This is a genomic window from Neisseria sp. HMSC055H02 (assembly GCF_001813335.1).
In the GTDB taxonomy this organism is placed as follows: Bacteria; Pseudomonadota; Gammaproteobacteria; order Burkholderiales; family Neisseriaceae; genus Neisseria; species Neisseria sicca_C.
This window is the reverse complement of sequence record NZ_KV812125.1, coordinates 8844-32516: the sequence shown is the minus strand read 5'-3', so window position 1 is coordinate 32516 and position 23673 is coordinate 8844. Positions and strand designations below refer to the sequence as shown.

The window sequence follows — 23673 nt, the reverse complement described above, 5'->3', positions numbered from 1 at the left end:
AAGCTATGGGACAAAAGATTAACCCTACAGGCTTTCGCCTGGCGGTAACTAAAGACTGGGCTTCAAAATGGTTTGCTAAAAGCACCGACTTTTCTGCTGTTTTGAAGCAAGATATTGATGTTCGTAACTACCTGCGTAAAAAATTGGCGAATGCTTCTGTTGGTCGCGTAGTTATTGAGCGTCCTGCAAAATCTGCACGCATTACCATCCACTCTGCCCGTCCGGGCGTAGTAATTGGTAAAAAAGGTGAGGATATCGAAGTTCTGAAACGTGATTTGCAAGCCTTGATGGGCGTGCCCGTTCATGTGAATATCGAAGAAATCCGTAAACCTGAATTGGATGCACAAATTATTGCTGATGGTATTGCTCAGCAATTGGAAAAACGCGTTCAATTCCGCCGTGCTATGAAACGCGCTATGCAAAATGCTATGCGTTCAGGAGCAAAAGGTATCAAGATTATGACCTCAGGTCGTCTGAATGGTGCAGATATTGCTCGTAGCGAATGGTATCGTGAAGGTCGAGTACCTCTGCATACTTTGCGCGCAAACGTAGATTATGCAACTAGCGAAGCTCATACTACTTATGGCGTGCTGGGTCTGAAAGTTTGGGTCTATACTGAAGGTAATGTAAAGACTTCAGCTAAACCTGAGCATGAAAAGAAACAAAGAAAGGCAGGTGGACGTAATGCTGCAGCCAACTAGACTGAAATACCGCAAGCAACAAAAAGGTCGCAATACTGGTATTGCTACCCGCGGTAACAAAGTAAGTTTCGGTGAGTTCGGTTTGAAAGCCGTTGGTCGCGGTCGTTTGACTGCCCGCCAAATCGAAGCTGCTCGTCGTACAATGACTCGCCACATTAAACGTGGTGGTCGTATTTGGATTCGTGTATTCCCTGATAAACCAATTACTGAAAAACCTATTCAAGTTCGTATGGGTGGCGGTAAAGGTAACGTGGAATATTACATTGCCGAAATCAAACCAGGCAAAGTGTTGTATGAAATGGACGGTGTTCCAGAGGCTTTGGCTCGTGAAGCATTTGAATTAGCTGCTGCCAAATTGCCTATTCCTACGACCTTTGTAGTAAGACAGGTAGGTCAATAATGAAAGCAAATGAATTGAAAGACAAATCTATTGAGCAATTAAATGCAGATTTGTTGGACTTGTTGAAAGCTCAGTTTGGCTTACGTATGCAAAACGCAACTGGTCAATTGGGTAAACCAAGCGAATTAAAACGTGTACGTCGCGATATTGCTCGTATTAAAACCGTTTTAACTGAAAAAGGTGCTAAGTAATGAGCGAAAATAAAAATGTTCGTACTTTGCAAGGCAAAGTGGTAAGCGACAAAATGGACAAAACTGTGACAGTATTAGTTGAGCGTAAAGTAAAACACCCTCTGTACGGTAAAATTATCCGTTTATCAACTAAAATCCATGCCCATGATGAAAATAATCAATATGGAATTGGCGATGTTGTAGTAATTGCGGAATCTCGTCCACTGTCAAAAACCAAATCTTGGGTTGTTAAAGAACTGGTTGAGAAAGCACGTACTGTTTAAAATTTAATACAGTTAGTTTTAATAAGAAACGAAGTGTTGCGCCAAAGTGAATTTGCGTGTAAACTTCGTTTCTTATCTTTCAGTTTCTTCTGGAAGTTTCTTCCCTTCGGGATCCAAGACTGGTTTACTAGAACCGTGATGGTTTCATTTAGTTAGCTCAATTGAAACAAGTGGGCGAGTTATATGAAAATGGTAAATTAAGTTGGTTAATTTAAAGGTACTAATATGATTCAAATGCAGACCATCTTAGATGTGGCTGATAACTCTGGTGCGCGCCGTGTGATGTGCATCAAAGTGTTGGGCGGATCTAAGCGTCGCTACGCTTCTGTTGGCGATATTATTAAAGTCGCAGTTAAAGATGCGGCCCCGCGTGGTCGTGTTAAAAAAGGTGATGTATACAATGCGGTTGTTGTTCGTACTGCTAAAGGTGTGCGTCGTCCTGATGGTGCGTTGATTAAATTCGATAACAATGCCGCCGTGTTGTTAAACAATAAACTTGAACCTCTGGGTACCCGTATTTTTGGTCCGGTAACCCGCGAGTTGCGTACTGAGCGATTTATGAAAATCGTTTCATTGGCGCCTGAAGTGTTATAAGGAATAGCGCGATGAATAAAATCATTAAAGGTGACCAAGTTGTTGTGATCACTGGTAAGGATAAAGGTAAGCAAGGTCAAGTAGTTCGCGTATTGGGTGGTAAAGTCGTTATTGAAGGTGTTAACGTCGTAAAACGTCACCAAAAATCCAATCCGATGCGTGGTATTGAGGGTGGTATTGTTGCTAAAGAAATGCCGTTGGATATTTCTAATGTTGCAATCCTGAATCCGGAAACTAATAAAGCAGACCGTGTTGGTATTAAACTGATTGAGAATGAAGGCAAAGTTAAGCGCGTTCGTTTCTTCAAATCAAATGGCTCTGTTATTGGAGCATAAGGAGATAACATGGCTCGTTTGAGAGAGTTTTATAAAGATACAGTTGTTCCTGAACTGATTAAACAATTTGGTTACAAGTCAGTAATGGAAGTTCCCCGTATTGAAAAAATTACTTTAAATATGGGTGTCGGAGAAGCTGTTGCTGATAAAAAAGTTATGGAGCATGCGGTATCTGACTTAGAGAAAATTGCTGGTCAAAAACCAGTCGTTACTGTTGCTCGTAAATCTATCGCAGGTTTTAAGATTCGCGATAATTATCCTGTCGGTTGCAAAGTAACATTGCGCCGTGATCAAATGTTTGAATTCTTGGATCGTTTGATTACTATTGCATTACCTCGTGTACGTGACTTCCGTGGTGTAAGTGGCAAATCATTTGATGGTCGTGGTAATTACAACATGGGTGTTCGCGAGCAAATCATTTTCCCGGAAATTGAATACGATAAAATTGATGCTTTGCGTGGTTTGAATATTACTATTACAACTACTGCAAAAACTGATGAGGAAGCTAAAGCTTTATTGTCACTATTCAAGTTTCCGTTTAAAGGATAATCATGGCTAAGAAAGCACTTATTAATCGTGAACTGAAACGTCAAGCTCTGGCGAAAAAGTTTGCAGCCAAACGTGAGGCAATTTTTGCTGTTATTAATGATGCGAATGCAACTGAAGAGGAGCGCTTTGAAGCTCGTCTGAAATTCCAATCCATTCCGCGTAATGCAGCTCCTGTACGTCAACGCCGTCGTTGTGCTTTGACAGGTCGTCCTCGTGGTACTTTCCGTAAATTCGGTTTGGGTCGTATTAAAATCCGTGAAATCGCTATGCGTGGCGAGATTCCCGGTGTTGTTAAAGCTAGCTGGTAATAGGAGTATTAATAATGAGTATGCATGATCCTATTTCCGATATGTTGACTCGTATTCGTAATGCGCAACGTGCCAATAAGGTAGCAGTTGCCATGCCTTCCTCTAAATTAAAGTGTGCAATTGCAAAAGTCTTGAAAGAAGAAGGTTATATCGAGGATTTTTCGGTTTCTGCTGATGCGAAGCCGGTATTGGAAATTCAATTGAAATATTATGCAGGCCGTCCTGTGATTGAGCAAATTAAACGTGTTTCACGTCCAGGTTTGCGTATTTACAAAGCTTCTAGCGAAATTCCTAATGTTATGAATGGATTGGGTATCGCTATTGTTAGTACTTCTAAAGGTGTGATGACTGACCGCAAGGCTCGCTCTGAGGGCGTCGGTGGTGAGTTGTTGTGCATCGTAGCCTAGTGGAGAAAAGTAAATGTCACGTGTCGCAAAAAACCCAGTGACTGTTCCTGCTGGTGTAGAAGTAAAATTTGGAACAGAAGCATTGGTTATCAAGGGTAAGAATGGCGAGTTGGTCTTTCCTTTGCATTCTGATGTCGCCATTGAATTAAACGATGGTAAATTAACTTTTGCTGCAAAAAATGACAGTAAGCAGGCAAATGCTATGTCAGGTACTGCTCGTGCATTAGTTAATAATATGGTTAAAGGTGTTTCAGAAGGTTTTGAGAAAAAACTACAATTGATTGGTGTGGGTTACCGTGCTCAAGCTCAAGGTAAAGTTTTGAATTTGTCTTTGGGTTTTTCTCATCCAATCGTATATGAAATGCCTGAAGGTGTTTCTGTTCAAACTCCTAGCCAAACAGAGATCGTTTTGACTGGTGCAGATAAACAAGTAGTTGGTCAAGTCGCTGCTGAAATTCGTGCATTCCGTTCTCCTGAGCCTTATAAAGGTAAGGGTGTTCGTTATGTAGGTGAAGTGGTAGTGATGAAAGAAGCCAAGAAAAAATAATTGAGGTTCACTAATGGATAAACATACAACCCGACTCCGTCGTGCACGCAAAACCCGTGCACGTATTGCGGACTTGAAAATGGTAAGATTATGTGTGTTCCGTAGCAATAATCATATTTATGCTCAAGTAATTAGTGCTGAAGGTGATAAAGTATTGGCTCAAGCCTCTACATTGGAAGCTGAAGTGCGTGGTAGTCTGAAATCTGGTGGCAACGTCGAGGCGGCTGCAGTAGTAGGAAAGCGCATTGCTGAGAAAGCTAAAGCAGTAGGCGTAGAAAAAGTTGCTTTTGATCGTTCAGGTTTCCAATATCACGGTCGAGTGAAAGCTTTGGCTGAAGCTGCACGTGAAAATGGTTTAAGCTTCTAATAATTGGAGACTTTCAGATGGCAAAACATGAAATTGAAGAACGTGGTGACGGCCTGATTGAAAAAATGGTCGCAGTTAATCGCGTAACTAAAGTAGTTAAAGGTGGTCGTATCATGGCTTTCTCTGCGCTAACTGTTGTTGGTGATGGGGATGGTCGTATTGGTATGGGTAAAGGTAAGTCAAAAGAAGTGCCGGTAGCTGTTCAAAAAGCAATGGATCAGGCTCGTCGCTCTATGATTAAAGTACCTCTAAAAAATGGTACGATTCATCATGAGGTTATTGGACGTCATGGCGCTACTAAAGTCTTTATGCAACCCGCTAAAGAAGGTAGTGGTGTAAAGGCAGGTGGTCCTATGCGCTTAGTTTTTGATGCTATGGGTATTCATAACATTTCTGCTAAAGTGCATGGTTCTACAAACCCTTATAACATTGTACGAGCTACATTAGATGGCTTGTCTAAGTTATATACACCTGCTGATATCGCTGCTAAACGTGGCCTAACAGTAGAAGACATTTTGGGAGCAAACCATGACTGAGCAAAAAAAGATTAAAGTTACATTGGTGAAGAGCCTGATTGGTACAATTGAATCTCATCGTGCATGTGCTCGTGGTTTAGGTTTACGCCATCGTGAGCATACAGTAGAGGTTTTAGATACCCCTGAAAACCGTGGTATGATTAACAAAATCAGCTACTTGTTGAAAGTGGAGTCTTGATATGTTTCTAAATTCTATTCAACCTGCTGAGGGGGCTACTCACGCTCGTCGTCGTGTGGGTCGTGGTATTGGTAGCGGTTTAGGTAAAACCGGTGGCCGTGGCCATAAAGGTCAAAAAAGCCGTTCCGGTGGTTTTCATAAAGTAGGTTTTGAAGGCGGTCAAATGCCTTTACAACGTCGCCTGCCAAAACGTGGTTTTAAGTCATTGACTGCTGCTGCTAATGCTGAGATTCGTTTGAGTGAATTGAACTTGCTCGCTGTGAATGAGATTGATGTATTAGTTCTCAAGCAAGCCGGGTTGGTTCCTACAACTGTTTCCAATGTGAAAGTTATTGCCTCTGGTGTGCTTTCAAAAGCTGTTGTCCTGAGGGGCATTAAAGCCACTAAAGGGGCTAAAGCAGCAATTGAAGCTGCTGGTGGTAAAGTGGAAGAATAAGGCTTGCATTATAGTGGCTAATCAACAATCTTTATCAGGCTTGTCCAAATTTGGAGATTTGAAAAAACGTCTAACGTTTCTTTTAGGGGCGTTAATTGTTTTTCGTATTGGTGCCCATATCCCTGTACCTGGCGTAGATGCTGTTGCTTTAGCTAAATTATACGAAAGCGCTGGGAACGGCATACTAGGCATGTTGAACATGTTTTCTGGTGGTTCGTTAGAGCGCTTTAGTATATTCGCAATTGGCATAATGCCATATATTTCAGCATCAATAATTGTTCAGTTGGCCTCTGAAATTATTCCTTCTTTAAAGGCATTAAAAAAGGAAGGGGAGGCAGGTCGAAAAGTTATTACAAAATATACAAGATACGGTACAGTGCTATTAGCCATCTTACAGAGTTTTGGTGTAGCTACCTTTGTATTCCAGCAAGGTGTGGTTGTCACTAATTCTTTGGAGTTCCATATTTCTACGGTAGTGAGTTTAGTCACAGGTACAATGTTCCTGATGTGGTTAGGTGAGCAGATTACGGAGCGTGGGATTGGGAATGGCATTTCCTTGATTATTACTGCTGGTATCGCTGCCGGTATTCCTTCCGGTATAGCAAGATTATTAGCTTTAACGAGTCAAGGATCAATTGGTATGCCTACGGCTGTGTCAATCGTTATTGGTGCATTGCTATTAATTTATATTGTTGTATATTTTGAAAGTGCACAGCGTAAAGTTCCCGTGCATTATGCGAAACGCCAAGTTGGTAGTGGTGTAATGCAAGGTTCTAATACACATATGCCCTTTAAGTTGAATATGGCAGGCGTCATTCCTCCTATTTTTGCGTCAAGTATTATTTTGTTTCCATCCACGTTGTTAAGCTGGTTTGGTTCTAATGATACCGGTAGTTTGTTGCATAAAATTGCTGGTTTGCTTCAGCATGGGCAAGCTTTATATATTTTGTTATTTACAATGACAATTATTTTCTTCTGCTATTTTTATACAGCCTTGGTTTTTAGTCCAAAAGAAATGGCAGAGAATTTGAAGAAAAGCGGTGCTTTTGTGCCGGGAATTCGACCTGGTAAGCAAACCTCTCAGTATCTGGAGCAGGTTGTATTGCGCCTCACTTTGTTTGGTGCATTATATATTACAACTATTTGTTTAATTCCAGAATTTTTGACAACAGCTTTGAATGTTCCTTTTTATTTGGGTGGTACATCTTTACTGATTTTAGTCGTGGTGACAATGGACTTTAGTACCCAAATTAACTCTTACCGCATGACTCAGCAATATGAGAGTTTAATGAGCGGTCTTGATATGAAATCTTTATCACGTAAGTAGAATTATGGCTAAAGAAGATACCATACAAATGCAGGGGGAGATTCTTGAAACTCTACCTAACGCAACTTTTAAAGTAAAGCTTGAGAATGACCATATTGTATTAGGTCATATTTCCGGGAAAATGCGTATGCACTATATCCGGATTTCTCCTGGGGATAAGGTGACGGTAGAACTGACACCTTATGATTTAACTCGAGCTCGGATTGTCTTCCGAGCTAGATAAAACGATATAAGGAAAGATAATGCGTGTACAACCGTCTGTAAAGAAAATTTGCCGCAACTGTAAGATTATCCGTCGTAATCGAGTGGTTCGTGTAATTTGTACTGATCCTCGTCACAAACAGCGTCAAGGTTAAGGGAACTTTTCTTTTAGCAAGACTTTGTGGTATAGTGACGAACTTTGCCGTTTAAAGGAAAAAATATGGCTCGTATTGCAGGGGTAAATATCCCTAATAATGCACATATCGTAATTGGCTTGCAGGCTATTTATGGTATCGGTGCTACTCGTGCTAAATTAATTTGCGAGGCAGCAAATATTGCTCCCACTACAAAAGCAAAAGATTTGGACGAGGCTCAATTAGACGCTTTGCGTGAACAAGTTGCCAAGTATGAAGTGGAAGGCGATTTGCGCCGTGAGGTAACGATGAGCATCAAACGATTGATGGACATGGGTTGTTACCGTGGTTTCCGTCATCGTCGAGGTTTGCCTTGTCGTGGTCAACGCACTCGCACAAACGCTCGTACCCGCAAAGGTCCGCGTAAAGCGATTGCTGGTAAAAAATAATTTTTAAGGAATTTTATTAATGGCTAAAGCAAACACAGCTTCGCGTGTACGCAAAAAAGTACGTAAAACCGTAAGCGAAGGTATTGTGCATGTACATGCTTCTTTCAACAATACCATCATTACAATCACTGACCGTCAAGGCAATGCATTGTCTTGGGCTACCTCTGGCGGCGCTGGTTTTAAAGGTTCTCGTAAAAGTACACCGTTTGCAGCTCAAGTGGCTGCAGAAGCAGCTGGTAAAGTTGCCCAAGAATATGGCGTTAAAAATTTAGAAGTTCGTATAAAAGGCCCTGGTCCCGGTCGAGAGTCTTCTGTACGTGCACTCAACGCTCTTGGTTTTAAAATTACCAGTATTACCGACGTTACTCCGTTGCCTCATAACGGTTGCCGTCCGCCTAAAAAACGTCGTATTTAAAGGAGTGATTGAAACATGGCACGTTATATTGGCCCTAAATGTAAATTGGCTCGTCGAGAAGGCACCGATTTATTTTTGAAGAGCGCTCGTCGTTCTTTGGATTCTAAATGTAAACTTGATTCAGCTCCTGGTCAGCATGGTGCAAAGAAACCACGTTTGTCTGACTATGGCTTGCAACTACGTGAAAAGCAAAAGATTCGTCGTATTTATGGCGTTTTGGAACGTCAATTCCGTCGCTATTTTGCAGAAGCAGATCGACGTAAAGGCTCTACTGGAGAATTGCTGCTGCAATTGTTAGAGTCTCGTTTGGATAATGTCGTATATCGCATGGGATTTGGCTCGACCCGTGCTGAAGCACGTCAGCTGGTTTCTCATAAAGCAATTACCGTTAACGGTCAGGTTGTAAATATTCCTTCTTTCCAAGTTAAAGCAGGTGATGTTGTAGCTGTTCGTGAGAAAGCTAAAAAACAAGTTCGTATCCAGGAAGCTTTAAGTTTAGCAACTCAAATCGGTTTGCCAAGCTGGGTTTCTGTTGATCCAGACAAATTGGAAGGCGTATTTAAAAATATGCCGGATCGTTCAGAATTAACTGGCGATATTAATGAACAGCTGGTGGTAGAATTCTACTCTAAATAATGCTAGCTCAGTGAGGGACAGTTAAATGCAAAATAGCACAACCGAATTTTTGAAACCTCGTCAAATTGATGTCGATACTTTATCTACAACTCGTGCAAAAGTATCTATGCAGCCGTTTGAGCGCGGTTTTGGTCATACTTTAGGTAATGCTTTGCGTCGTATCTTACTGTCATCCATGAATGGTTTTGCTCCTACTGAAGTGGCCATTTCCGGTGTGTTGCACGAATACTCTACTGTTGATGGTGTTCAAGAAGATGTTGTCGATATTTTATTGAATGTCAAAGGTATTGTATTTAAGCTGCATGGACGTGGCCAAGTTAAGTTAACTTTGAAAAAGTCAGGTGCCGGAGCAGTTGTTGCCGGTGATATCGAATTGCCACATGATGTGGAAGTTTTAAATCCTGAGCATATTATTTGTCATTTGGCTGAGAACGGTCAAATTGATATGGAAATCAAAGTTGAGCAGGGTCGTGGCTACCAATCTGTTTCCGGTCGTCGTGTCGTCCGTGATGAAAACCGTCAGATTGGTGCAATTCAGTTGGATGCGAGCTTTTCGCCCATCAGTCGTGTTAGCTTTGAAGTTGAACCTGCACGTGTAGAGCAACGTACGGACTTAGATAAGTTAGTTTTAGATATTGAAACTGATGGTTCTATTGATCCTGAAGAAGCTGTACGTAGTGCCGCTCGTATTTTAATTGATCAAATGTCTATCTTTGCTGATTTGCAAGGTACTCCAGTAGAAGAAGTTGAAGAAAAAGCTTCTCCTATTGATCCTATCCTGCTGCGTCCGGTAGATGATTTGGAATTAACTGTACGTTCAGCTAATTGTCTGAAAGCTGAAGATATTTATTATATTGGCGATTTGATTCAACGTACTGAAACAGAGCTTCTTAAAACTCCGAATTTGGGTCGTAAGTCTTTGAATGAAATCAAAGAAGTGTTGGCATCTAAAGGCTTGACACTAGGTTCCAAATTGGAAGCTTGGCCGCCTGTAGGCTTAGAAAAGCCGTAAGTTTGAAGATTAAAGGATAATGACATGCGTCATCGTAATGGTAACCGCAAATTAAACCGTACAAGCAGCCATCGTGCTGCAATGCTGCGTAATATGGCGAACTCATTGTTGAATCACGAGACTATTGTGACAACTTTGCCTAAAGCTAAAGAATTGCGCCGCGTAGTAGAACCCTTGATTACATTGGGTAAAAAACCTTCCTTGGCAAACCGTCGTTTGGCATTTGACCGCACTCGTGATCGTGATGTTGTGGTTAAATTGTTTGATGAATTGGGTCCACGCTTTGCTGCCCGAAATGGTGGCTATGTTCGCGTGCTGAAGTATGGTTTCCGAAAAGGCGATAATGCTCCGTTAGCACTCGTTGAATTGGTTGATAAAGCTGATAATACAGTTAGCGAATAATTGCTTCGGAATTAAGTGTCATCCGCATTGCGGATGACATTTTTTATTGGTAATTCAAGATGTTGAATTGCATGCTATAAATTATTTTTTAGTTTAGGTAATTATTTATTTATCGTTATTTGTTTGTGTTTGAAGTTTTTCATTTTCGTGTTTTGAAACAAATTTCTTTAATAGAGCGTTTCATTTGGACAAAGTGCCAAGATTGATTTGGAAAATTACTTTTTTAAAGTATTTTACTTCATGAAAACTTGTATTTTCAGACGATCTTTTGCCAAAATAAACAAATCTGTATAAACTTCATATTTTTCTTGTCGGAGTGCTGCTTGTTCCCGCAAACAGCTGAGACCGCAACAGCGGAATCCGTAGAACCTGTCGGGGTAATGCCTGCGTAGGAAACAAGCTGTCAAACGCCTTTTCAGGCTTCCGTTCCCTTTCTCGCATTTCCCGCCATTCGGTGGATTCCGCTTCCGTCTTGTCTTTCGTCTTCCCGACTGCCCAAACACTGCAAAGGAATCCACCATGCCCCGTATCGCCATTCTCGGCGGCGGCCTCTGCGGCCGTCTGACTGCTTTACAACTTGCAGAACAAGGTTTATCCATTGCCCTCTTTGACAAGGGTGGGCGCAAAGGCGAACACGCCGCCGCTTATGTTGCCGCCGCCATGCTCGCGCCTGCTGCGGAAGCGGTCGAGGCTACGCCCGAAGTCATCAAACTGGGCAGGCAGAGCATTCCACTGTGGCGCGACATACGAGGTCGTCTGAAAACGCCGACCATGATGCAGGAAAACGGCAGCCTGATTGTGTGGCACGGGCAGGACAAGCCATTATCCAGCGAGTTCGTCCGCCATCTCAAACGCGGCGGCGTAGCGGATGACGAAATCGTCCGTTGGCGCGCCGACGACATCGCCAAACGCGAACCGCAACTCGGCGGACGCTTTTCAGACGGCATCTACCTGCCGACCGAAGGCCAGCTCGACGGACAGCAAATCTTGTCTGCACTTGCCGACGCTTTGGACGGGATGAACGTCCCTTGCCATTGGGAACACGAATGTGCCCCCGAAGACCTGCAAGCCCAATACGACTGGCTGATCGACTGCCGCGGCTACGGCGCAAAAACTGCGTGGAACCAATCCCCCGAACACACCAGCACCTTGCGCGGCATACGTGGCGAAGTGGCGCGGGTTTATACGCCCGAAATCACGCTCAACCGTCCCGTGCGCCTGCTGCACCCGCGTTACCCGCTCTACATCGCCCCGAAAGAAAACCACGTCTTCGTCATCGGCGCGACCCAAATCGAAAGCGAAAGCCAAGCCCCAGCCAGCGTACGTTCCGGGTTGGAACTTTTATCCGCACTCTATGCCGTCCACCCCGCCTTCGGCGAAGCCGACATTCTCGAAATCGCCACCGGCCTGCGCCCGACGCTCAACCACCACAACCCCGAAATTCGTTACAGCCGCGCCCGACGCCTGATTGAAATCAACGGCCTTTTCCGTCACGGCTTCATGATTTCCCCCGCCGTAACCGCCGCCGCCGTCAGATTGGCAGTGGCACTGTTTGACGGAAAAGACGCGCCCGAACGTGATGAAGAAAGCGGTTTGGCGTATATTGAAAAATAAGTTTGAGGTCGTCTGAAAACGTCGCGCTATCCGTTTTATAAAGGTAACAATATGAATTTAGAAACTAAAATTCCGCCGCCGGCGATATGTTTTATTTGTGCGTTGTTGATGTACATCTCTGCCCAAGTGTCGGCGTTGGCTGACATAATGCCGCGCTTTCCTATATTGCTGTCGGTTGTTTTGATGGCGTTTGGGACTTTGTTAGGCATATTAGGTGTGTGGGCGTTTCGCCGTGTGCGCACGACCGTCAGCCCGTTCAACCCCGAACAAACTGAACACTTCGTTTCAGACGGCGTGTACCGTTTCAGCCGCAACCCGATGTATGCGGGTCTGGGCTGCTGGCTGGTCGCCTGGGCGGGCTATTTGGCGCACCCGCTGCCGTGGTTGTTTTTGGCTGCATTTGTTGCCTATATGACGCGTTTTCAAATCATGCCAGAAGAACGCGTTTTGGCGCAGAAATTCGGTGCAGAGTACGAGTCTTACTGTCGGCGCGTTCGCCGTTGGTTATAAAAGTGGAAGCTTCCCATCAAGTGTCATCCGTCTTCTACTTTACGGTATGAATGTGAATACTCGATGTTTTCAGACGACCCCATTAGATGGCTATACCAAGCTGCTCACCTTAACTTAAACAATAAAACAAAAAGGAAAACGTCATGATTGAACAAGCAATGGGAAACCTGTCAGGTATATTTTGGATTTTCCTGCTCGTCATTCCCCTGCTTTTTTTGAAAGCGCTGCTCCAAAATCCCAAAGTGAAAGGACGCATAGGCGAACGGGCAGTCCGTTCAGTAATCGGAAAAGATTTGGATGAAGAAACCTATATCGAATTTCACGATTTGATTATTCCATCCCGCAGCGGCACGACGCAAATCGACCATATTTATGTTTCGGCTTTTGGGATATTTGTCATAGAAACCAAGAATTACACAGGTTGGATTTTCGGCAGCGAGAAGCAATCGAAATGGACGCAAGTCGTCTATAAGCAGAAACACTACTTTCAAAATCCGTTGCGCCAAAATTACGCACACATCAAGGCATTATCCGAACTGCTGCAACTGTCGGAAGAAAAATTTCATTCGATGGTGGTTTTTCTCGGTGATTGTGAATTGAAAACGCAAATGCCGCCGAATGTCTGCCGTATCAGACAGGCAGCATCCTATATCAGACGTTTTCAGACGACCTTATTGCTGCCACAGGAAATAGAAGCGGCAACCGCCGTGCTGTCTTCAAACGAATACCAAGCCGATGACGAAAAACTGCGGGCGCATACCGAACGCCTGCAAGAACGTCATCAGCGATAACTTAAAAGGACACCCCATGACCTTCCCGCCCCTAAAATCCCCGCTCAAATTCTACGCTGTCGTTCCCACCGCCGATTGGGTGGAGCGCATGGTCAAAGCAGGTGCCGACACGGTGCAACTGCGCTGCAAAACCCTGCACGGCGATGAATTGAAACGCGAAATCGCCCGCTGCGTCGCCGCCTGTCAGGGCCGCCGCACGCAGCTTTTCATCAACGACCACTGGCGCGAGGCAATAGAAGCGGGCGCATACGGCGTGCATCTCGGACAGGAAGACATGGACACCGCCGACCTTGCCGCCATCGCCGCCGCTGGTTTGCGTTTGGGTTTAAGTACGCACTCCGTCGCCGAACTCGACCGCGCCCTGTCCGTACATCCCAGCTACGTCGCCAGCGGCGCGATTTTCCCGACCACAACCAAGCAAATGCCCACCGCCCCGCAAGGCTTGGACAAACTGCGCGAATATGTGAAACAGGCAGGCAGCACGCCCGTCGTCGCCATCGGCGGCATCGATTTAAACAACGCCCAAGCCGTCCTTGCCACCGGCGTTTCCTCACTCGCCGTCGTCCGCGCCGTTACCGAAGCGGAAAATCCCGAAGCGGTGGTTAAAGCTTTTCAGGCTTTGTGGGATGAATAAGGTCGTCTGAAAGCCAAATTTCAGACGACCTGCTCAATTAGGATATTCGATTGCCGTCATTTCGGATGCCATACAGGCAGAAGCGGGCATAACGGCGTAAAAATAATCGGCGGATTCAGTTGTCCCAGCCTTCCACCACCAGTTTGCCGACCATATCCCCGCGTTCCAGCATCTCATGTGCGCGGCGCAGGTTAGCAGCATTGATGCCGTGCAGGACTTGGGTGGCGGTCGGGCGGATGATGCCTTCATCCACCAGCCGCGCGGTTTCGGCCAGGATTTCGCCCTGCCGTTCGATGTCTGCCGTTTCGCGTAGCGGGCGGGTAAACATAAATTCCCAATGCAGCGACAGGCTTTTGCCTTTGAGCGGGTTCACGTCCAACGTTTCGGGGTCGTCAATCAGCGCGATTCTGCCTTGCGGGGCGATGAGTTCCACGATTTGCGGCAGATGGCGGTCGGTATGGTTAGTGGAAAAAACAAACGATGGCGCGCCGATATTTAACGCGGCAACCTGTTCCGCCATGTTTTCATGATGGTTGATGACGAAATCCGCCCCCAATTCCTTCACCCACGCGCGGCTTTCGGGGCGGGAGGCGGTGGCGATGACTTGAATGTCAGTCAGCTTTTTCAGAAACTGGATGGCAAGCGAGCCGACCCCACCTGCGCCGCCGATTAAAAGCAGCACATTTGCGCCGCCTGCCACGGGTTTGTTGACGTCCAAGCGGTCGAACAGCGTTTCCCATGCGGTAATCGCCGTCAGTGGCAGCGCGGCGACTTGGGCAAAATCCAGCGAACGCGGCTTTTTGGCGGCAATGCGCGCGTCCACCGCTTGTAATTGAGCGTTCGAACCTTGGCGGTTGATGGCGCCCGCGTAATACACTTCGTCGCCGACTTTGAAATTCCGCACTTCGCTACCGACCGCCTGAACAATGCCTGCCGCGTCGTAACCCAATACGCGGTACTGCCCTGCCGCAGGCGTATGCGCCGCCCGAACTTTCACATCGACAGGATTGACTGAAACCGCCTGCACGGCAACCAAAATATCGTGCGGCCGCAGTTCGGGTTCGGGCATTTCGATGTCGAGCAGGGCTTCAGGGTTGGAAACGGGCAAAGGGCGGGTGAAGCCGATGGCTTTCATGATGTTCTCCTGTTAGGTCGTCTGAAAGCGTGTATCATGCGCCTGAAGCACACCATTAACAAGAACGCACTTATTTTTCAGATAGTTACATAAAGGATACTGCCATGCCACGCACACCGCACCCAAGCTACGACTGCGCCGAAGGCTGCTCGGTGGAAGCCGCGCTTTCCGTTATCGGCGGCAAATGGAAAGGCACGATACTCTACCGCCTGCACACGGACGGTACGCTGCGCTTCAACCAAATCCGCCGCATCCTGCCCGATGTGTCGCAACGCACGCTGACCGCGCAACTGCGCGCATTGGAGGCCGACGGCATCATTTTGCGTACTGTGTATCCCGAAGTCCCGCCACGAGTGGAATACCGCCTGACCGACTACGGCAAAACGCTTGCCCCCGTGCTGACGGCATTGAAGGAATGGGGCGACGGGTTCAAGCAAGGGCAGGCGCATCGCGAATAAAGAAACTTACCTACGAAATATCGAGAAACTATGAACATCATCTTAAACGGTAAACCCGCCGAACTTCACGGCACAACCGTTGCCGACCTCATCGCTCAAACCGCGCCGCAAAAGCCTTTTGCCGTCGCGGTAAATACCGGATTCGTCGCCAAAGGCGCATATGCGGAAACGGTTTTGAACGAAAACGACAAAGTCGATATTGTGCGGCCGGTGGTCGGCGGCTAGGCGGTTTTGCCTTTTCAGACGACCCCTGTCCCCAAAACAACCTTACAAAGGAACCCATCATGCTCACCCTATACGGAGAAACTTTCCCTTCACGGCTGCTGCTCGGCACGGCTGCCTACCCGACGCCCGAAATCCTCAAACAATCCGTCCAAACCGCCCGCCCCGCGATGATTACCGTCTCGCTGCGTCGTGCGGGAAGCGGAGGCGAGGCGCACGGTCAGGGGTTTTGGTCGCTGTTGGAAGAAAGCGGCGTCCCCGTGCTGCCGAACACAGCAGGCTGCCAAAGCGTGCAGGAAGCGGTAACGACGGCGCAGATGGCGCGGGAAGTATTTGAAACCGATTGGATCAAACTCGAGCTCATCGGCGACGACGACACGTTGCAGCCCGACGTCTTCCAGCTTGTTGAAGCGGCGGAAATCCTGATTAAAGACGGCTTCAAAGTGCTGCCTTATTGCACCGAAGACCTGATTGCCTGCCGCCGCCTGCTCGACGCGGGCTGTCAGGCGTTAATGCCGTGGGCGGCGCCGATCGGCACGGGTTTGGGCGCGGTTCACGCCTATGCACTGAACGTCCTGCGCGAACGCCTGCCCGACACGCCGCTGATTATCGACGCGGGCTTGGGTTTGCCCTCGCAGGCGGCGCAAGTGATGGAATGGGGTTTTGACGGCGTATTGCTGAACACCGCCGTTTCCCGCAGCGGCGACCCCGTCAACATGGCGCGCGCCTTCGCACTCGCCGTCGAATCCGGACGGCTGGCATTTGAAGCCGAACCGGTCGAGGCGCGCACCAAAGCGCAAGCAAGTACGCCGACCGTAGGGCAGCCGTTTTGGCATTCGGCGGAATATTGACGAATAGCGTGTTGCGGGTATATGAAAAGGTCGGCTGAAATTTCAGACGACCTTTTTTACGGCAATGTCTAACGGTATGGATGTATAGTGGATTAAATTTAAATCAGGACAAGGCGACGAAGCCGCAGACAGTACAGATAGTACGGTAAGGGCGAGGCAACGCCGTACTGGTTTAAAGTTAATCCACTATAGAAAGGGGAGGGCGTTTTGAGTGGAACGTGTTATGCCATGAAAACTTGCTTTCAGACGACCTCTTGCCTTTTCCTTTATAATCCGTCCATCTATTTTTCACTTATTTCAAGCAGGTTCGCTATGTCCAAACCCACTCTCCTTCTCGTTGACGGCTCTTCTTATCTCTACCGCGCTTATCACGCGATGGCGCAGTTGTCTGCGCCTGACGGTGCGCCGACGGGTGCGCTTTACGGCGTGTTGAACATGCTGCGCCGGCTGCGGGCGGATTATGTGCACGATTATTGCGCGGTGGTGTTTGATGCGAAGGGCAAGAATTTCCGCCACGAGATGTTCCCCGACTACAAGGCGACGCGCCCGCCGATGCCGGACGATTTGCGCCCGCAGGCGGAAGCCTTGCCGGATTTGGTGCGGTTGATGGGCTGGCGGGTGCTGGTGATTCCGCAAGTGGAAGCGGACGACGTTATCGGCACGCTGGCGGCGATGGCCGGCGAAGCGGGTTGGAACGTGGTGGTGTCCACCGGCGATAAGGACATGGCGCAGTTGGTAAACGAGCGCGTGACGCTGGTGAACACGATGAGCGGAGAAACGCTGGACATTGAAGGCGTGAAGGAAAAATTCGGCGTGCGCCCCGACCAAATCCGCGATTATCTCGCGCTGATGGGCGACAAGGTGGACAATGTGCCGGGCGTGGAGAAGTGCGGCCCGAAAACAGCGGTGAAGTGGCTGGAAGCCTACGGCTCGCTGGTTGGCGTGATGGAGCACGCTGCGGAAATCAAGGGCAAGGTCGGCGAAAACCTGCAAGCCGCGCTGCCCCAACTGCCGCTTTCGTATGATTTGGTGACGATTAAAACCGATGTGGACTTGCACACCGAGCTTTCAGACGGCCTCGAAAGCCTGCGCCGCACTTCGCCGAAATGGTCGCAGCTTGCGGTCGATTTCAAACGCTGGGGCTTCCGCACTTGGCTGAAAGAAGCGGAAAGCCGTATGCACGAAGCGGCGGACGGCGATTTGTTCGGCAGCGATACGATAGGCGAACAGGCGGCTTTGGACATGGAAACGTCGTCTGAAAAAATCATAGAACATGCCCCGGCTCCCGAAAAGCTGGATTATCAAGCCATTACTACCGAAGCGCAGTTTGCCGCTTTGTTGGACAGACTGTCGCAGGCGGACAAAATCGGCATCGATACGGAAACCACGTCCCTAGACGCGATGAACGCCGCGCTGGTCGGCATCAGCATTGCGTTCCAAGCGGGCGAAGCGGTTTACATCCCCGTAGGCCACAGCCTGACCGCCGCGCCAGAACAGCTTGATTTGCAAGACGTATTAGGCCGTCTGAAACCGCATTTGGAAAACCCAGCCCTGAAAAAAATCGGGCAAAACCTCAAATACGACCAACACGTTTTCGCCAACTACGGCATTGCGCTGAACGGCATTGCCGGCGACGCCATGCTCGCTTCCTACATCATCGAGAGCCATCTGGGACATGGCTTGGACGAATTGTCCGAACGCTGGCTCGGCTTGGAAACCATTACCTACGAATCGTTGTGTGGCAAAGGTGCGAAGCAAATCGGTTTTGCCGACGTCGCCATCGGGCAGGCGACCGAATACGCCGCCCAAGACGCCGATTTCGCCCTGCGCCTCGAAGCGCACCTGCGCGCACAAATGGACGCCAAACAGCTTGAAATGTATGAAAAAATGGAGCTGCCCGTCGTGCAGGTATTGTTTGAAATGGAACGCAACGGCGTGCAAATCGACCGCGCCGAACTCGCCCGCCAAAGCGCCGAACTCGGCGCTGAGCTGATGAAGCTCGAACAAGAAGCCTACGCCGCCGCCGGACAGCCGTTCAACCTCAACTCGCCCAAACAGCTTCAAGAAATCCTGTTCGACAAAATGGGCATCCCCACCAAAGGTCTGAAAAAAACCGCCAAAGGCGGCATTTCCACCAACGAAGCCGTGCTCGAACAGCTCGCGCCCGACTACCCCCTGCCCAAAATCATCCTGCAAAACCGCAGCCTGGCGAAACTCAAATCCACCTACACCGACAAACTGCCCGAAATGATTTCCCCAAAAGACGGCCGCGTGCATACCACCTACGCCCAAGCCGTCGCCATCACCGGCCGCCTCGCCAGCAACAACCCCAACCTGCAAAACATTCCCATCCGCACCGCCGAAGGCCGCCGCGTGCGCCGCGCCTTCACCGCACCGCAAGGCAACGTCATCGTTTCCGCCGACTATTCCCAAATCGAGCTGCGCATCATGGCGCACCTCTCCGGCGACAAAACCCTCATTGCCGCGTTCCAAAACGGCGAAGACGTACACCGCCGCACCGCCGCCGAAGTATTCGGCATCGCTCCCGAAAACGTCTCGTCCGAACAACGCCGCTACGCCAAAACCATCAACTTCGGCCTGATTTACGGCATGGGCCAATACGGCCTCGCCAAATCGCTGGGCATAGACAACCTGTCCGCCAAAACCTTCATCGACCGCTACTTCGCCCGCTACCCCGGCGTCGCCGAATACATGCAGCGCACCAAAGAACAAGCCGCTGCCCAAGGCTTCGTCGAAACCCTGTTCGGCCGCCGCCTCTACCTGCCCGACATCCGCAACAAAAACGCCAACGCCCGCGCCGGAGCCGAACGCGCCGCCATCAACGCCCCCATGCAAGGCACCGCCTCCGACCTCATCAAACGCGCCATGATAGACGTGTCCCGCTGGCTTTCAGACGACTTCTTACAAAGCAAACTGATTATGCAGGTGCATGATGAACTGGTGCTGGAAGTACCTGAAGCCGAACTGGATTCAGTGAAAGAAAAACTGCCGCAGATTATGGCGAAAGTAGATGAAGGGATGTTGAAAGTGCCGCTGGTGGCGGAGGTTGGCGTGGGGATGAATTGGGAAGAGGCGCATTGAAGAGGAATAACGATGATTTATTTGGAATTTTTGAATAATGACGAAACCATTAAAGCCCTGTGCCAAAATTATTGGCAAATTAACAAAGATGGTCATTTTATCTATGATGTAAAAGAATTGTCAGGGCAATATGGAATTAATACCCCTACTCTATACAAAATGGTGAAAGAATCATGTATTGCTTATATTTCTGACACGGTTTGTATTTCCTGTGGAAAACAACATGTTTGCCATAATCGAACCGAATTTTATAAGCTTATTAAAAAAAACAATATGATCTGTATGGAGTGCAGAGCGAAACAACAGCAACAGTTTTTATATGAAAAACAGGAAGAGGAGAAGAAAAAAGAATTAGAAAAAACAGAAAAGGAAAGAAAGCAGAGAGCGCAATTGATTAATGATGTTTCATTTAGCTTGGAACATCATCTTTTTGATTTTTCGGAAGCTTCTCTAAAGCAGATTATTTTTCTTTTTACACTAATAAGATTTTCTGCAAATGAGGAATTGTCCGAACTACAAGCTTATTCCGATATTTATGGAATAAGATTTACGCCAAATGAAAATTACAGTATTGAAATCCTTAGGCAGTTATACAGGGACAACATACTTTTGATTGACCCCAGTAGCAATCTATCAGCTTTTAATTTTCATGATGACGGATCTTTCAGCTTTTCTATAACTGAAGTAATTTGGTTGATAAATTCTAAGGAAAATATTTCTTCTCTTCAGTCAATGATTGGAGAAATAGTCTGTATGCCAGAGTTTTTTGATACATACTCTTTAGAGATAAAACAGCTCTGTGAAGAAGTTGCATTACAGGAATGTTTAGCTTATTTGGATTATCAATTGACAGCACGTCATTTTGTTTTTTCTCCAGGAGAAAAAACAAAAGCGGTATTCAATAAGCTTCTCCAAAAATATTCCGTAGCTCAAATGTATAATTTTATTTATAGGGCTTGTAGATATGCATCAGATGAATACCAAAAACGTCAGATTTCTAAAAAACAAGCAGCTAATTTGATTCCGGGGGCAGTTCAAAGGTATGGGGAAAGAGCTGAGGCAGAAGGATGGGAAATAACACCATATAAGCGTGATTTCAATTTGCCACAATCAGAGTTGAGTGTAGTTCTTTATGATGCGATTTTAGGAAAACCTGATGGTGGATTTAATCTATCCATTGAAAATTTATTTAAAAACAATAAATTGTAGTTTTTTGTATACCCATAGTCGGATACTTGTATCCGACAAAAGCCTACCATCTCAAAAGCCGTCAGATTCGAGAATCTGACCTACTGAAACTGGGCATCGGGTGTAGGGTGTGTGCGGTACGCACGCATGCGGTTGTTGAACCCCAAAACCCATCCAAGGTCGTCTGAAAAGATGGACAGTCAGCCGTAGGCCGGATACTTGTATTCGACAAAAGCCTGCCATCTCAAAAGCCGTCAGATTCGAGAATCTGACGGTTGAAACCGGGCATCGGGTGTAGGTGTGTACGGTACGCATGCACGCGGTAGTTGAAACCCAAAAACTATCCGAGGTCGTCTGAAAACTGGTTTCTCTCGTTTTCAGACGACCTTTATTTTGGGTGCGGGGTAGGGCGGGTCGGTTGAAAGGCGGTTTGCCCTAGCGTGTTAAATCATGTTAGGTTATGATGTTTCTTTTAATATATAAATAGATGGCCGACAGGTCGTCTGAAACGGAGAAAAGGCATGAATGCCGTAGTGGTTGCAGTAATCGTTATGCTCGTGTTGTCGCTATCGCGGGTACACGTCGTATTGAGCCTGACTGTCGGTGCGTTCGTCGGCGGACTGGTGGCGGGAATGCCGCTGGAAAACATCGTGGATACGGCGGGCAATGTAACGCAGTCGGGGATTATTCCCGTGTTTAACGAAGGCTTGAAGGGCGGCGCGCGGATTTCTTTGTCTTATGCGATGCTCGGTGCGTTTGCGATGGCGATTACCTATTCGGGGCTGCCGCAGCAGCTTGCGGGCGGCATTATCCGCAAACTCAACAACAGTCAGGATGCCGCGAAAGGCGAGAGTTCGGTGAAATGGACGCTGCTGCTGATTATTCTGGCGATGGGCATCATGAGTCAAAACGTTGTGCCTATCCATATTGCCTTCATCCCGATGATTATTCCGCCGCTTTTGCTGGTGTTTAACCGTTTGAAAGTCGACCGTCGATTGATTACTTGCGTGATTACGTTCGGATTGGTTACGACTTATATGTTCCTGCCCTTCGGCTTCGGCGCAATTTTCTTAAACGACATCCTCTTGGGCAACATCAAATCTGCGGGCGGGGACGTAAAAGGCATCAGCGTCATGCACGCGATGGCGATTCCTGCTTTGGGTATGGTGGCGGGGCTGCTGGCGGCGTTTGTCCACTACCGCAAATCACGCATTTATCAAACCAATACCGTCGATACGGAAGACAACCGCGAAGCATCCGAACAGCCCCAGCCTTCGGCTTACCGCAGTCTGGTGGCGGCAGTGGCAATCGGCGTGTGCTTTGCGATTCAGTTGATGTATGAAGATTCGCTGGTTTTGGGCGCGATGCTGGGTTTTGCTGTCTTTATGATGCTCGGCGTGATGAACCGAGATGCTGCCAGCGATGTGTTCGGCGAAGGCATCAAAATGATGGCGATGGTCGGTTTCATCATGATTGCGGCGCAAGGCTTTGCGGCAGTCATGACCGCGACAGGCGAAATCAAACCGCTGGTCGAACACAGTATGCAACTTTTCGGCAGCAATAAAGGCATGGCGGCATTTGCCATGTTGTTTGTCGGATTGTTGGTCACCATGGGCATCGGCTCTTCTTTCTCTACTTTGCCGATCATTACCGCAATTTATGTGCCGTTGTGTATCAGCCTCGGCTTCTCGCCGCTGGCAACCGTCGCCATCGTTGGTACGGCGGGCGCATTGGGCGATGCCGGTTCGCCCGCGTCCGACTCGACGCTCGGTCCGACCATGGGTTTGAACGCCGACGGACAACACGACCACATCCGTGACTCCGTCATCCCAACCTTTATCCACTACAATATCCCGCTGATGATTGCCGGCTGGATTGCCGCGATGGTGCTGTAAATGAGTGAAATGGACGAATTGGAACACCGCATCGCCGAGCTGGAAATCCAAACCGCGCTTCAGGAAGACTTAATCGGCAGCCTGAACGATACGGTGGCGAAAATGCAGCAGACGCTGGATTTGCAGCAGGCGCAGTTGAGGCTGCTTTATCAGAAAATGCAGGATAAAGGCGCAAACGGAGAGCGCGAACCTTACAGCCTGCGTGATGAAATTCCGCCACATTATTGAAGCGAGAATATGAAAGAAGGTCGTCTGAAAAATGGTTTTCAGACGACCTTCAAATTTTGAAACCCAAATTAAAATGACGAACCTTCCTGCTTCAAAAATTCCGCCTCTTCCTCCGTGCTTTCACGTCCCAATACGGCATTGCGGTGCGGATAGCGTCCGAAGCGGTCGATGATGACTTTGTGTTTGATTTCAAAATCCAATGCGTGTCCGTCGGTATAGCGTTCAAACAGAGGAACGGCTTGTTCGTGGACAACTTGACTTTCGCTGTGCATCAACGGCATGAGCATGAAATGGCGTTCGTGCGATAGGAGGTCGGCGAAACTGGGCTGACGGACGGCTTCTTGGGCAAGGATGAGAGCGGCTAAATCTTGGGCAAATGCTTGGGAGCTGTTGCGAAACAGGTTGCGCGAGAATTGGTCGAGCAGGATGATTTCGGCGAGCCTGCCTTGCAGGGTGTCGCGCCAGTGTGCAAGCTCGCCACGGGCCGCCTGTTGCCAGACATCAAAAAATCGCGCGCGAATCTCGGCATCGAATCCATCGTTTTTGGCAAACAGAAAAGGACGGTTTTCTTCGGTAAACCAGAAGTCTAAGACGGTTTGGGGTATCATGAACATTCCTTGCAATAGAGGATTATAGTGGATTAACTTTAAACCAGTA

Annotated in this window: 35 protein-coding genes and 1 riboswitch; of the genes, 33 read left to right on the top strand and 2 right to left on the bottom strand. The window is 47.7% G+C overall.

The features are described 5' to 3' along the window. Positions 1 to 5 precede the first annotated feature (5 nt). From rpsC to thiE, 26 genes are all read left to right on the top strand, one after another. A complete protein-coding gene (rpsC, locus tag HMPREF2907_RS10175; RefSeq protein ID WP_003675878.1) occupies positions 6 to 701 on the top strand; it encodes a 30S ribosomal protein S3 in 696 nt (231 codons plus the stop codon). Continuing rightward, entirely contained in the window at positions 685 to 1101 is a 417-nt protein-coding gene (gene rplP / locus HMPREF2907_RS10170) for a 50S ribosomal protein L16 (RefSeq protein ID WP_003675880.1), read from the top strand. The genes rpsC and rplP overlap by 17 nt, the downstream gene beginning before the upstream one ends. Continuing rightward, a complete protein-coding gene (gene rpmC / locus HMPREF2907_RS10165) occupies positions 1101 to 1292 on the top strand; it encodes a 50S ribosomal protein L29 (protein WP_070682603.1) in 192 nt (63 codons plus the stop codon). Before rplP ends, rpmC begins: the two co-directional genes overlap by 1 nt. Further along, a complete protein-coding gene (rpsQ, locus tag HMPREF2907_RS10160) occupies positions 1292 to 1555 on the top strand; it encodes a 30S ribosomal protein S17 (RefSeq protein WP_003707145.1) in 264 nt (87 codons plus the stop codon). The genes rpmC and rpsQ overlap by 1 nt, the downstream gene beginning before the upstream one ends. A gap of 225 nt (positions 1556 to 1780) precedes the next feature. Beyond that, positions 1781 to 2149 (top strand): 50S ribosomal protein L14, encoded by a 369-nt coding sequence (gene rplN, locus HMPREF2907_RS10155; RefSeq protein ID WP_002215434.1) that lies wholly within the window; start codon positions 1781 to 1783, stop codon positions 2147 to 2149. 11 nt (positions 2150 to 2160) lie between these two features. Then, positions 2161 to 2484: a 50S ribosomal protein L24 gene (rplX, locus tag HMPREF2907_RS10150; RefSeq protein ID WP_070682602.1), complete on the top strand. Its 324-nt coding sequence runs from the start codon at positions 2161 to 2163 to the stop codon at positions 2482 to 2484. Between the two features lie 9 nt (positions 2485 to 2493). Next, on the top strand, positions 2494 to 3033 hold the full coding sequence (gene rplE / locus HMPREF2907_RS10145) for a 50S ribosomal protein L5 (protein ID WP_003759725.1): 540 nt from the start codon (positions 2494 to 2496) through the stop codon (positions 3031 to 3033). A 2-nt stretch (positions 3034 to 3035) separates the two neighbouring features. Beyond that, positions 3036 to 3341 (top strand): 30S ribosomal protein S14, encoded by a 306-nt coding sequence (rpsN, locus tag HMPREF2907_RS10140; RefSeq protein WP_003684736.1) that lies wholly within the window; start codon positions 3036 to 3038, stop codon positions 3339 to 3341. A 14-nt stretch (positions 3342 to 3355) separates the two neighbouring features. After that, positions 3356 to 3748, top strand: coding sequence for a 30S ribosomal protein S8 (gene rpsH / locus HMPREF2907_RS10135; RefSeq protein ID WP_003759723.1), 393 nt, complete (start codon positions 3356 to 3358; stop codon positions 3746 to 3748). A gap of 13 nt (positions 3749 to 3761) precedes the next feature. Beyond that, positions 3762 to 4295 carry a 50S ribosomal protein L6 gene (gene rplF / locus HMPREF2907_RS10130; protein ID WP_049225351.1) on the top strand — a complete coding sequence of 178 codons (534 nt, stop codon included), beginning with the start codon at positions 3762 to 3764 and terminating at the stop codon, positions 4293 to 4295. 13 nt (positions 4296 to 4308) lie between these two features. Then, positions 4309 to 4662, top strand: a complete 354-nt coding sequence (gene rplR, locus HMPREF2907_RS10125; RefSeq protein ID WP_003775849.1) for a 50S ribosomal protein L18 — start codon at positions 4309 to 4311, stop codon at positions 4660 to 4662. Positions 4663 to 4679: 17 nt separating this feature from the next. Next, positions 4680 to 5198: a 30S ribosomal protein S5 gene (rpsE, locus tag HMPREF2907_RS10120; RefSeq protein ID WP_003684704.1), complete on the top strand. Its 519-nt coding sequence runs from the start codon at positions 4680 to 4682 to the stop codon at positions 5196 to 5198. After that, positions 5191 to 5376 carry a 50S ribosomal protein L30 gene (gene rpmD / locus HMPREF2907_RS10115; protein WP_003759717.1) on the top strand — a complete coding sequence of 62 codons (186 nt, stop codon included), beginning with the start codon at positions 5191 to 5193 and terminating at the stop codon, positions 5374 to 5376. The genes rpsE and rpmD overlap by 8 nt, the downstream gene beginning before the upstream one ends. 1 nt (position 5377) lies before the next feature. Then, complete coding sequence (gene rplO, locus HMPREF2907_RS10110) at positions 5378 to 5812, top strand: 50S ribosomal protein L15 (protein ID WP_036492727.1); 435 nt, start codon at positions 5378 to 5380, stop codon at positions 5810 to 5812. A 13-nt stretch (positions 5813 to 5825) separates the two neighbouring features. Continuing rightward, positions 5826 to 7139 carry a preprotein translocase subunit SecY gene (gene secY / locus HMPREF2907_RS10105; protein WP_070682652.1) on the top strand — a complete coding sequence of 438 codons (1314 nt, stop codon included), beginning with the start codon at positions 5826 to 5828 and terminating at the stop codon, positions 7137 to 7139. Positions 7140 to 7143: 4 nt separating this feature from the next. Continuing rightward, the gene (gene infA, locus HMPREF2907_RS10100; RefSeq protein WP_002215452.1) at positions 7144 to 7362 is read left to right on the top strand and encodes a translation initiation factor IF-1; all 219 of its coding nucleotides are present in this window, start codon (positions 7144 to 7146) and stop codon (positions 7360 to 7362) included. 19 nt (positions 7363 to 7381) lie between these two features. Then, positions 7382 to 7495, top strand: a complete 114-nt coding sequence (gene rpmJ, locus HMPREF2907_RS12210; RefSeq protein WP_003697674.1) for a 50S ribosomal protein L36 — start codon at positions 7382 to 7384, stop codon at positions 7493 to 7495. Positions 7496 to 7560: 65 nt separating this feature from the next. Then, a complete protein-coding gene (rpsM, locus tag HMPREF2907_RS10095; protein ID WP_003749295.1) occupies positions 7561 to 7923 on the top strand; it encodes a 30S ribosomal protein S13 in 363 nt (120 codons plus the stop codon). 19 nt (positions 7924 to 7942) lie between these two features. Beyond that, entirely contained in the window at positions 7943 to 8338 is a 396-nt protein-coding gene (gene rpsK / locus HMPREF2907_RS10090) for a 30S ribosomal protein S11 (RefSeq protein WP_002216249.1), read from the top strand. A 15-nt stretch (positions 8339 to 8353) separates the two neighbouring features. Beyond that, positions 8354 to 8974 (top strand): 30S ribosomal protein S4, encoded by a 621-nt coding sequence (gene rpsD / locus HMPREF2907_RS10085; protein WP_070682601.1) that lies wholly within the window; start codon positions 8354 to 8356, stop codon positions 8972 to 8974. A gap of 25 nt (positions 8975 to 8999) precedes the next feature. Then, positions 9000 to 9986, top strand: a complete 987-nt coding sequence (locus HMPREF2907_RS10080) for a DNA-directed RNA polymerase subunit alpha (RefSeq protein WP_070682600.1) — start codon at positions 9000 to 9002, stop codon at positions 9984 to 9986. A 24-nt stretch (positions 9987 to 10010) separates the two neighbouring features. Then, entirely contained in the window at positions 10011 to 10388 is a 378-nt protein-coding gene (gene rplQ, locus HMPREF2907_RS10075; protein ID WP_070682599.1) for a 50S ribosomal protein L17, read from the top strand. A 302-nt stretch (positions 10389 to 10690) separates the two neighbouring features. Continuing rightward, positions 10691 to 10800, top strand: a riboswitch (TPP riboswitch). Between the two features lie 107 nt (positions 10801 to 10907). Beyond that, the gene (locus tag HMPREF2907_RS10070; RefSeq protein WP_070682598.1) at positions 10908 to 12002 is read left to right on the top strand and encodes an FAD-dependent oxidoreductase; all 1095 of its coding nucleotides are present in this window, start codon (positions 10908 to 10910) and stop codon (positions 12000 to 12002) included. Between the two features lie 51 nt (positions 12003 to 12053). Beyond that, positions 12054 to 12512 carry a methyltransferase family protein gene (locus HMPREF2907_RS10065; RefSeq protein ID WP_070682597.1) on the top strand — a complete coding sequence of 153 codons (459 nt, stop codon included), beginning with the start codon at positions 12054 to 12056 and terminating at the stop codon, positions 12510 to 12512. 143 nt (positions 12513 to 12655) lie between these two features. Then, the gene (locus tag HMPREF2907_RS10060; protein ID WP_070682596.1) at positions 12656 to 13303 is read left to right on the top strand and encodes a nuclease-related domain-containing protein; all 648 of its coding nucleotides are present in this window, start codon (positions 12656 to 12658) and stop codon (positions 13301 to 13303) included. A 16-nt stretch (positions 13304 to 13319) separates the two neighbouring features. Continuing rightward, entirely contained in the window at positions 13320 to 13937 is a 618-nt protein-coding gene (gene thiE, locus HMPREF2907_RS10055) for a thiamine phosphate synthase (protein ID WP_060975575.1), read from the top strand. 115 nt (positions 13938 to 14052) lie between these two features. On the opposite strand, the gene HMPREF2907_RS10050 is transcribed toward thiE, so the two are convergent. Further along, positions 14053 to 15072: a zinc-binding alcohol dehydrogenase family protein gene (locus tag HMPREF2907_RS10050; protein ID WP_060975574.1), complete on the bottom strand. Its 1020-nt coding sequence runs from the start codon at positions 15070 to 15072 to the stop codon at positions 14053 to 14055. A 104-nt stretch (positions 15073 to 15176) separates the two neighbouring features. Here HMPREF2907_RS10050 and HMPREF2907_RS10045 point away from each other — a divergent pair, with 104 nt between their 5' ends. The 7 genes from HMPREF2907_RS10045 to HMPREF2907_RS10015 all read left to right on the top strand — a co-directional run bounded on the left by HMPREF2907_RS10045 (position 15177) and on the right by HMPREF2907_RS10015 (position 23016). After that, positions 15177 to 15530 (top strand): winged helix-turn-helix transcriptional regulator, encoded by a 354-nt coding sequence (locus tag HMPREF2907_RS10045; RefSeq protein ID WP_070682595.1) that lies wholly within the window; start codon positions 15177 to 15179, stop codon positions 15528 to 15530. A gap of 30 nt (positions 15531 to 15560) precedes the next feature. Continuing rightward, positions 15561 to 15755, top strand: coding sequence for a sulfur carrier protein ThiS (gene thiS, locus HMPREF2907_RS10040; protein WP_003776314.1), 195 nt, complete (start codon positions 15561 to 15563; stop codon positions 15753 to 15755). A 59-nt stretch (positions 15756 to 15814) separates the two neighbouring features. Next, positions 15815 to 16603, top strand: coding sequence for a thiazole synthase (locus HMPREF2907_RS10035; RefSeq protein WP_049225601.1), 789 nt, complete (start codon positions 15815 to 15817; stop codon positions 16601 to 16603). A 312-nt stretch (positions 16604 to 16915) separates the two neighbouring features. Then, the gene (gene polA / locus HMPREF2907_RS10030) at positions 16916 to 19705 is read left to right on the top strand and encodes a DNA polymerase I (RefSeq protein ID WP_070682594.1); all 2790 of its coding nucleotides are present in this window, start codon (positions 16916 to 16918) and stop codon (positions 19703 to 19705) included. Between the two features lie 12 nt (positions 19706 to 19717). Continuing rightward, the gene (locus HMPREF2907_RS10025; protein ID WP_070682593.1) at positions 19718 to 20914 is read left to right on the top strand and encodes a hypothetical protein; all 1197 of its coding nucleotides are present in this window, start codon (positions 19718 to 19720) and stop codon (positions 20912 to 20914) included. A gap of 500 nt (positions 20915 to 21414) precedes the next feature. Then, complete coding sequence (locus HMPREF2907_RS10020; protein WP_070682592.1) at positions 21415 to 22788, top strand: Na+/H+ antiporter family protein; 1374 nt, start codon at positions 21415 to 21417, stop codon at positions 22786 to 22788. Then, entirely contained in the window at positions 22789 to 23016 is a 228-nt protein-coding gene (locus HMPREF2907_RS10015) for a SlyX family protein (protein ID WP_070682591.1), read from the top strand. It abuts the gene before it with no gap. A gap of 68 nt (positions 23017 to 23084) precedes the next feature. On the opposite strand, the gene HMPREF2907_RS10010 is transcribed toward HMPREF2907_RS10015, so the two are convergent. Continuing rightward, complete coding sequence (locus tag HMPREF2907_RS10010) at positions 23085 to 23624, bottom strand: DUF924 family protein (protein ID WP_070682590.1); 540 nt, start codon at positions 23622 to 23624, stop codon at positions 23085 to 23087. Positions 23625 to 23673 lie beyond the last annotated feature (49 nt).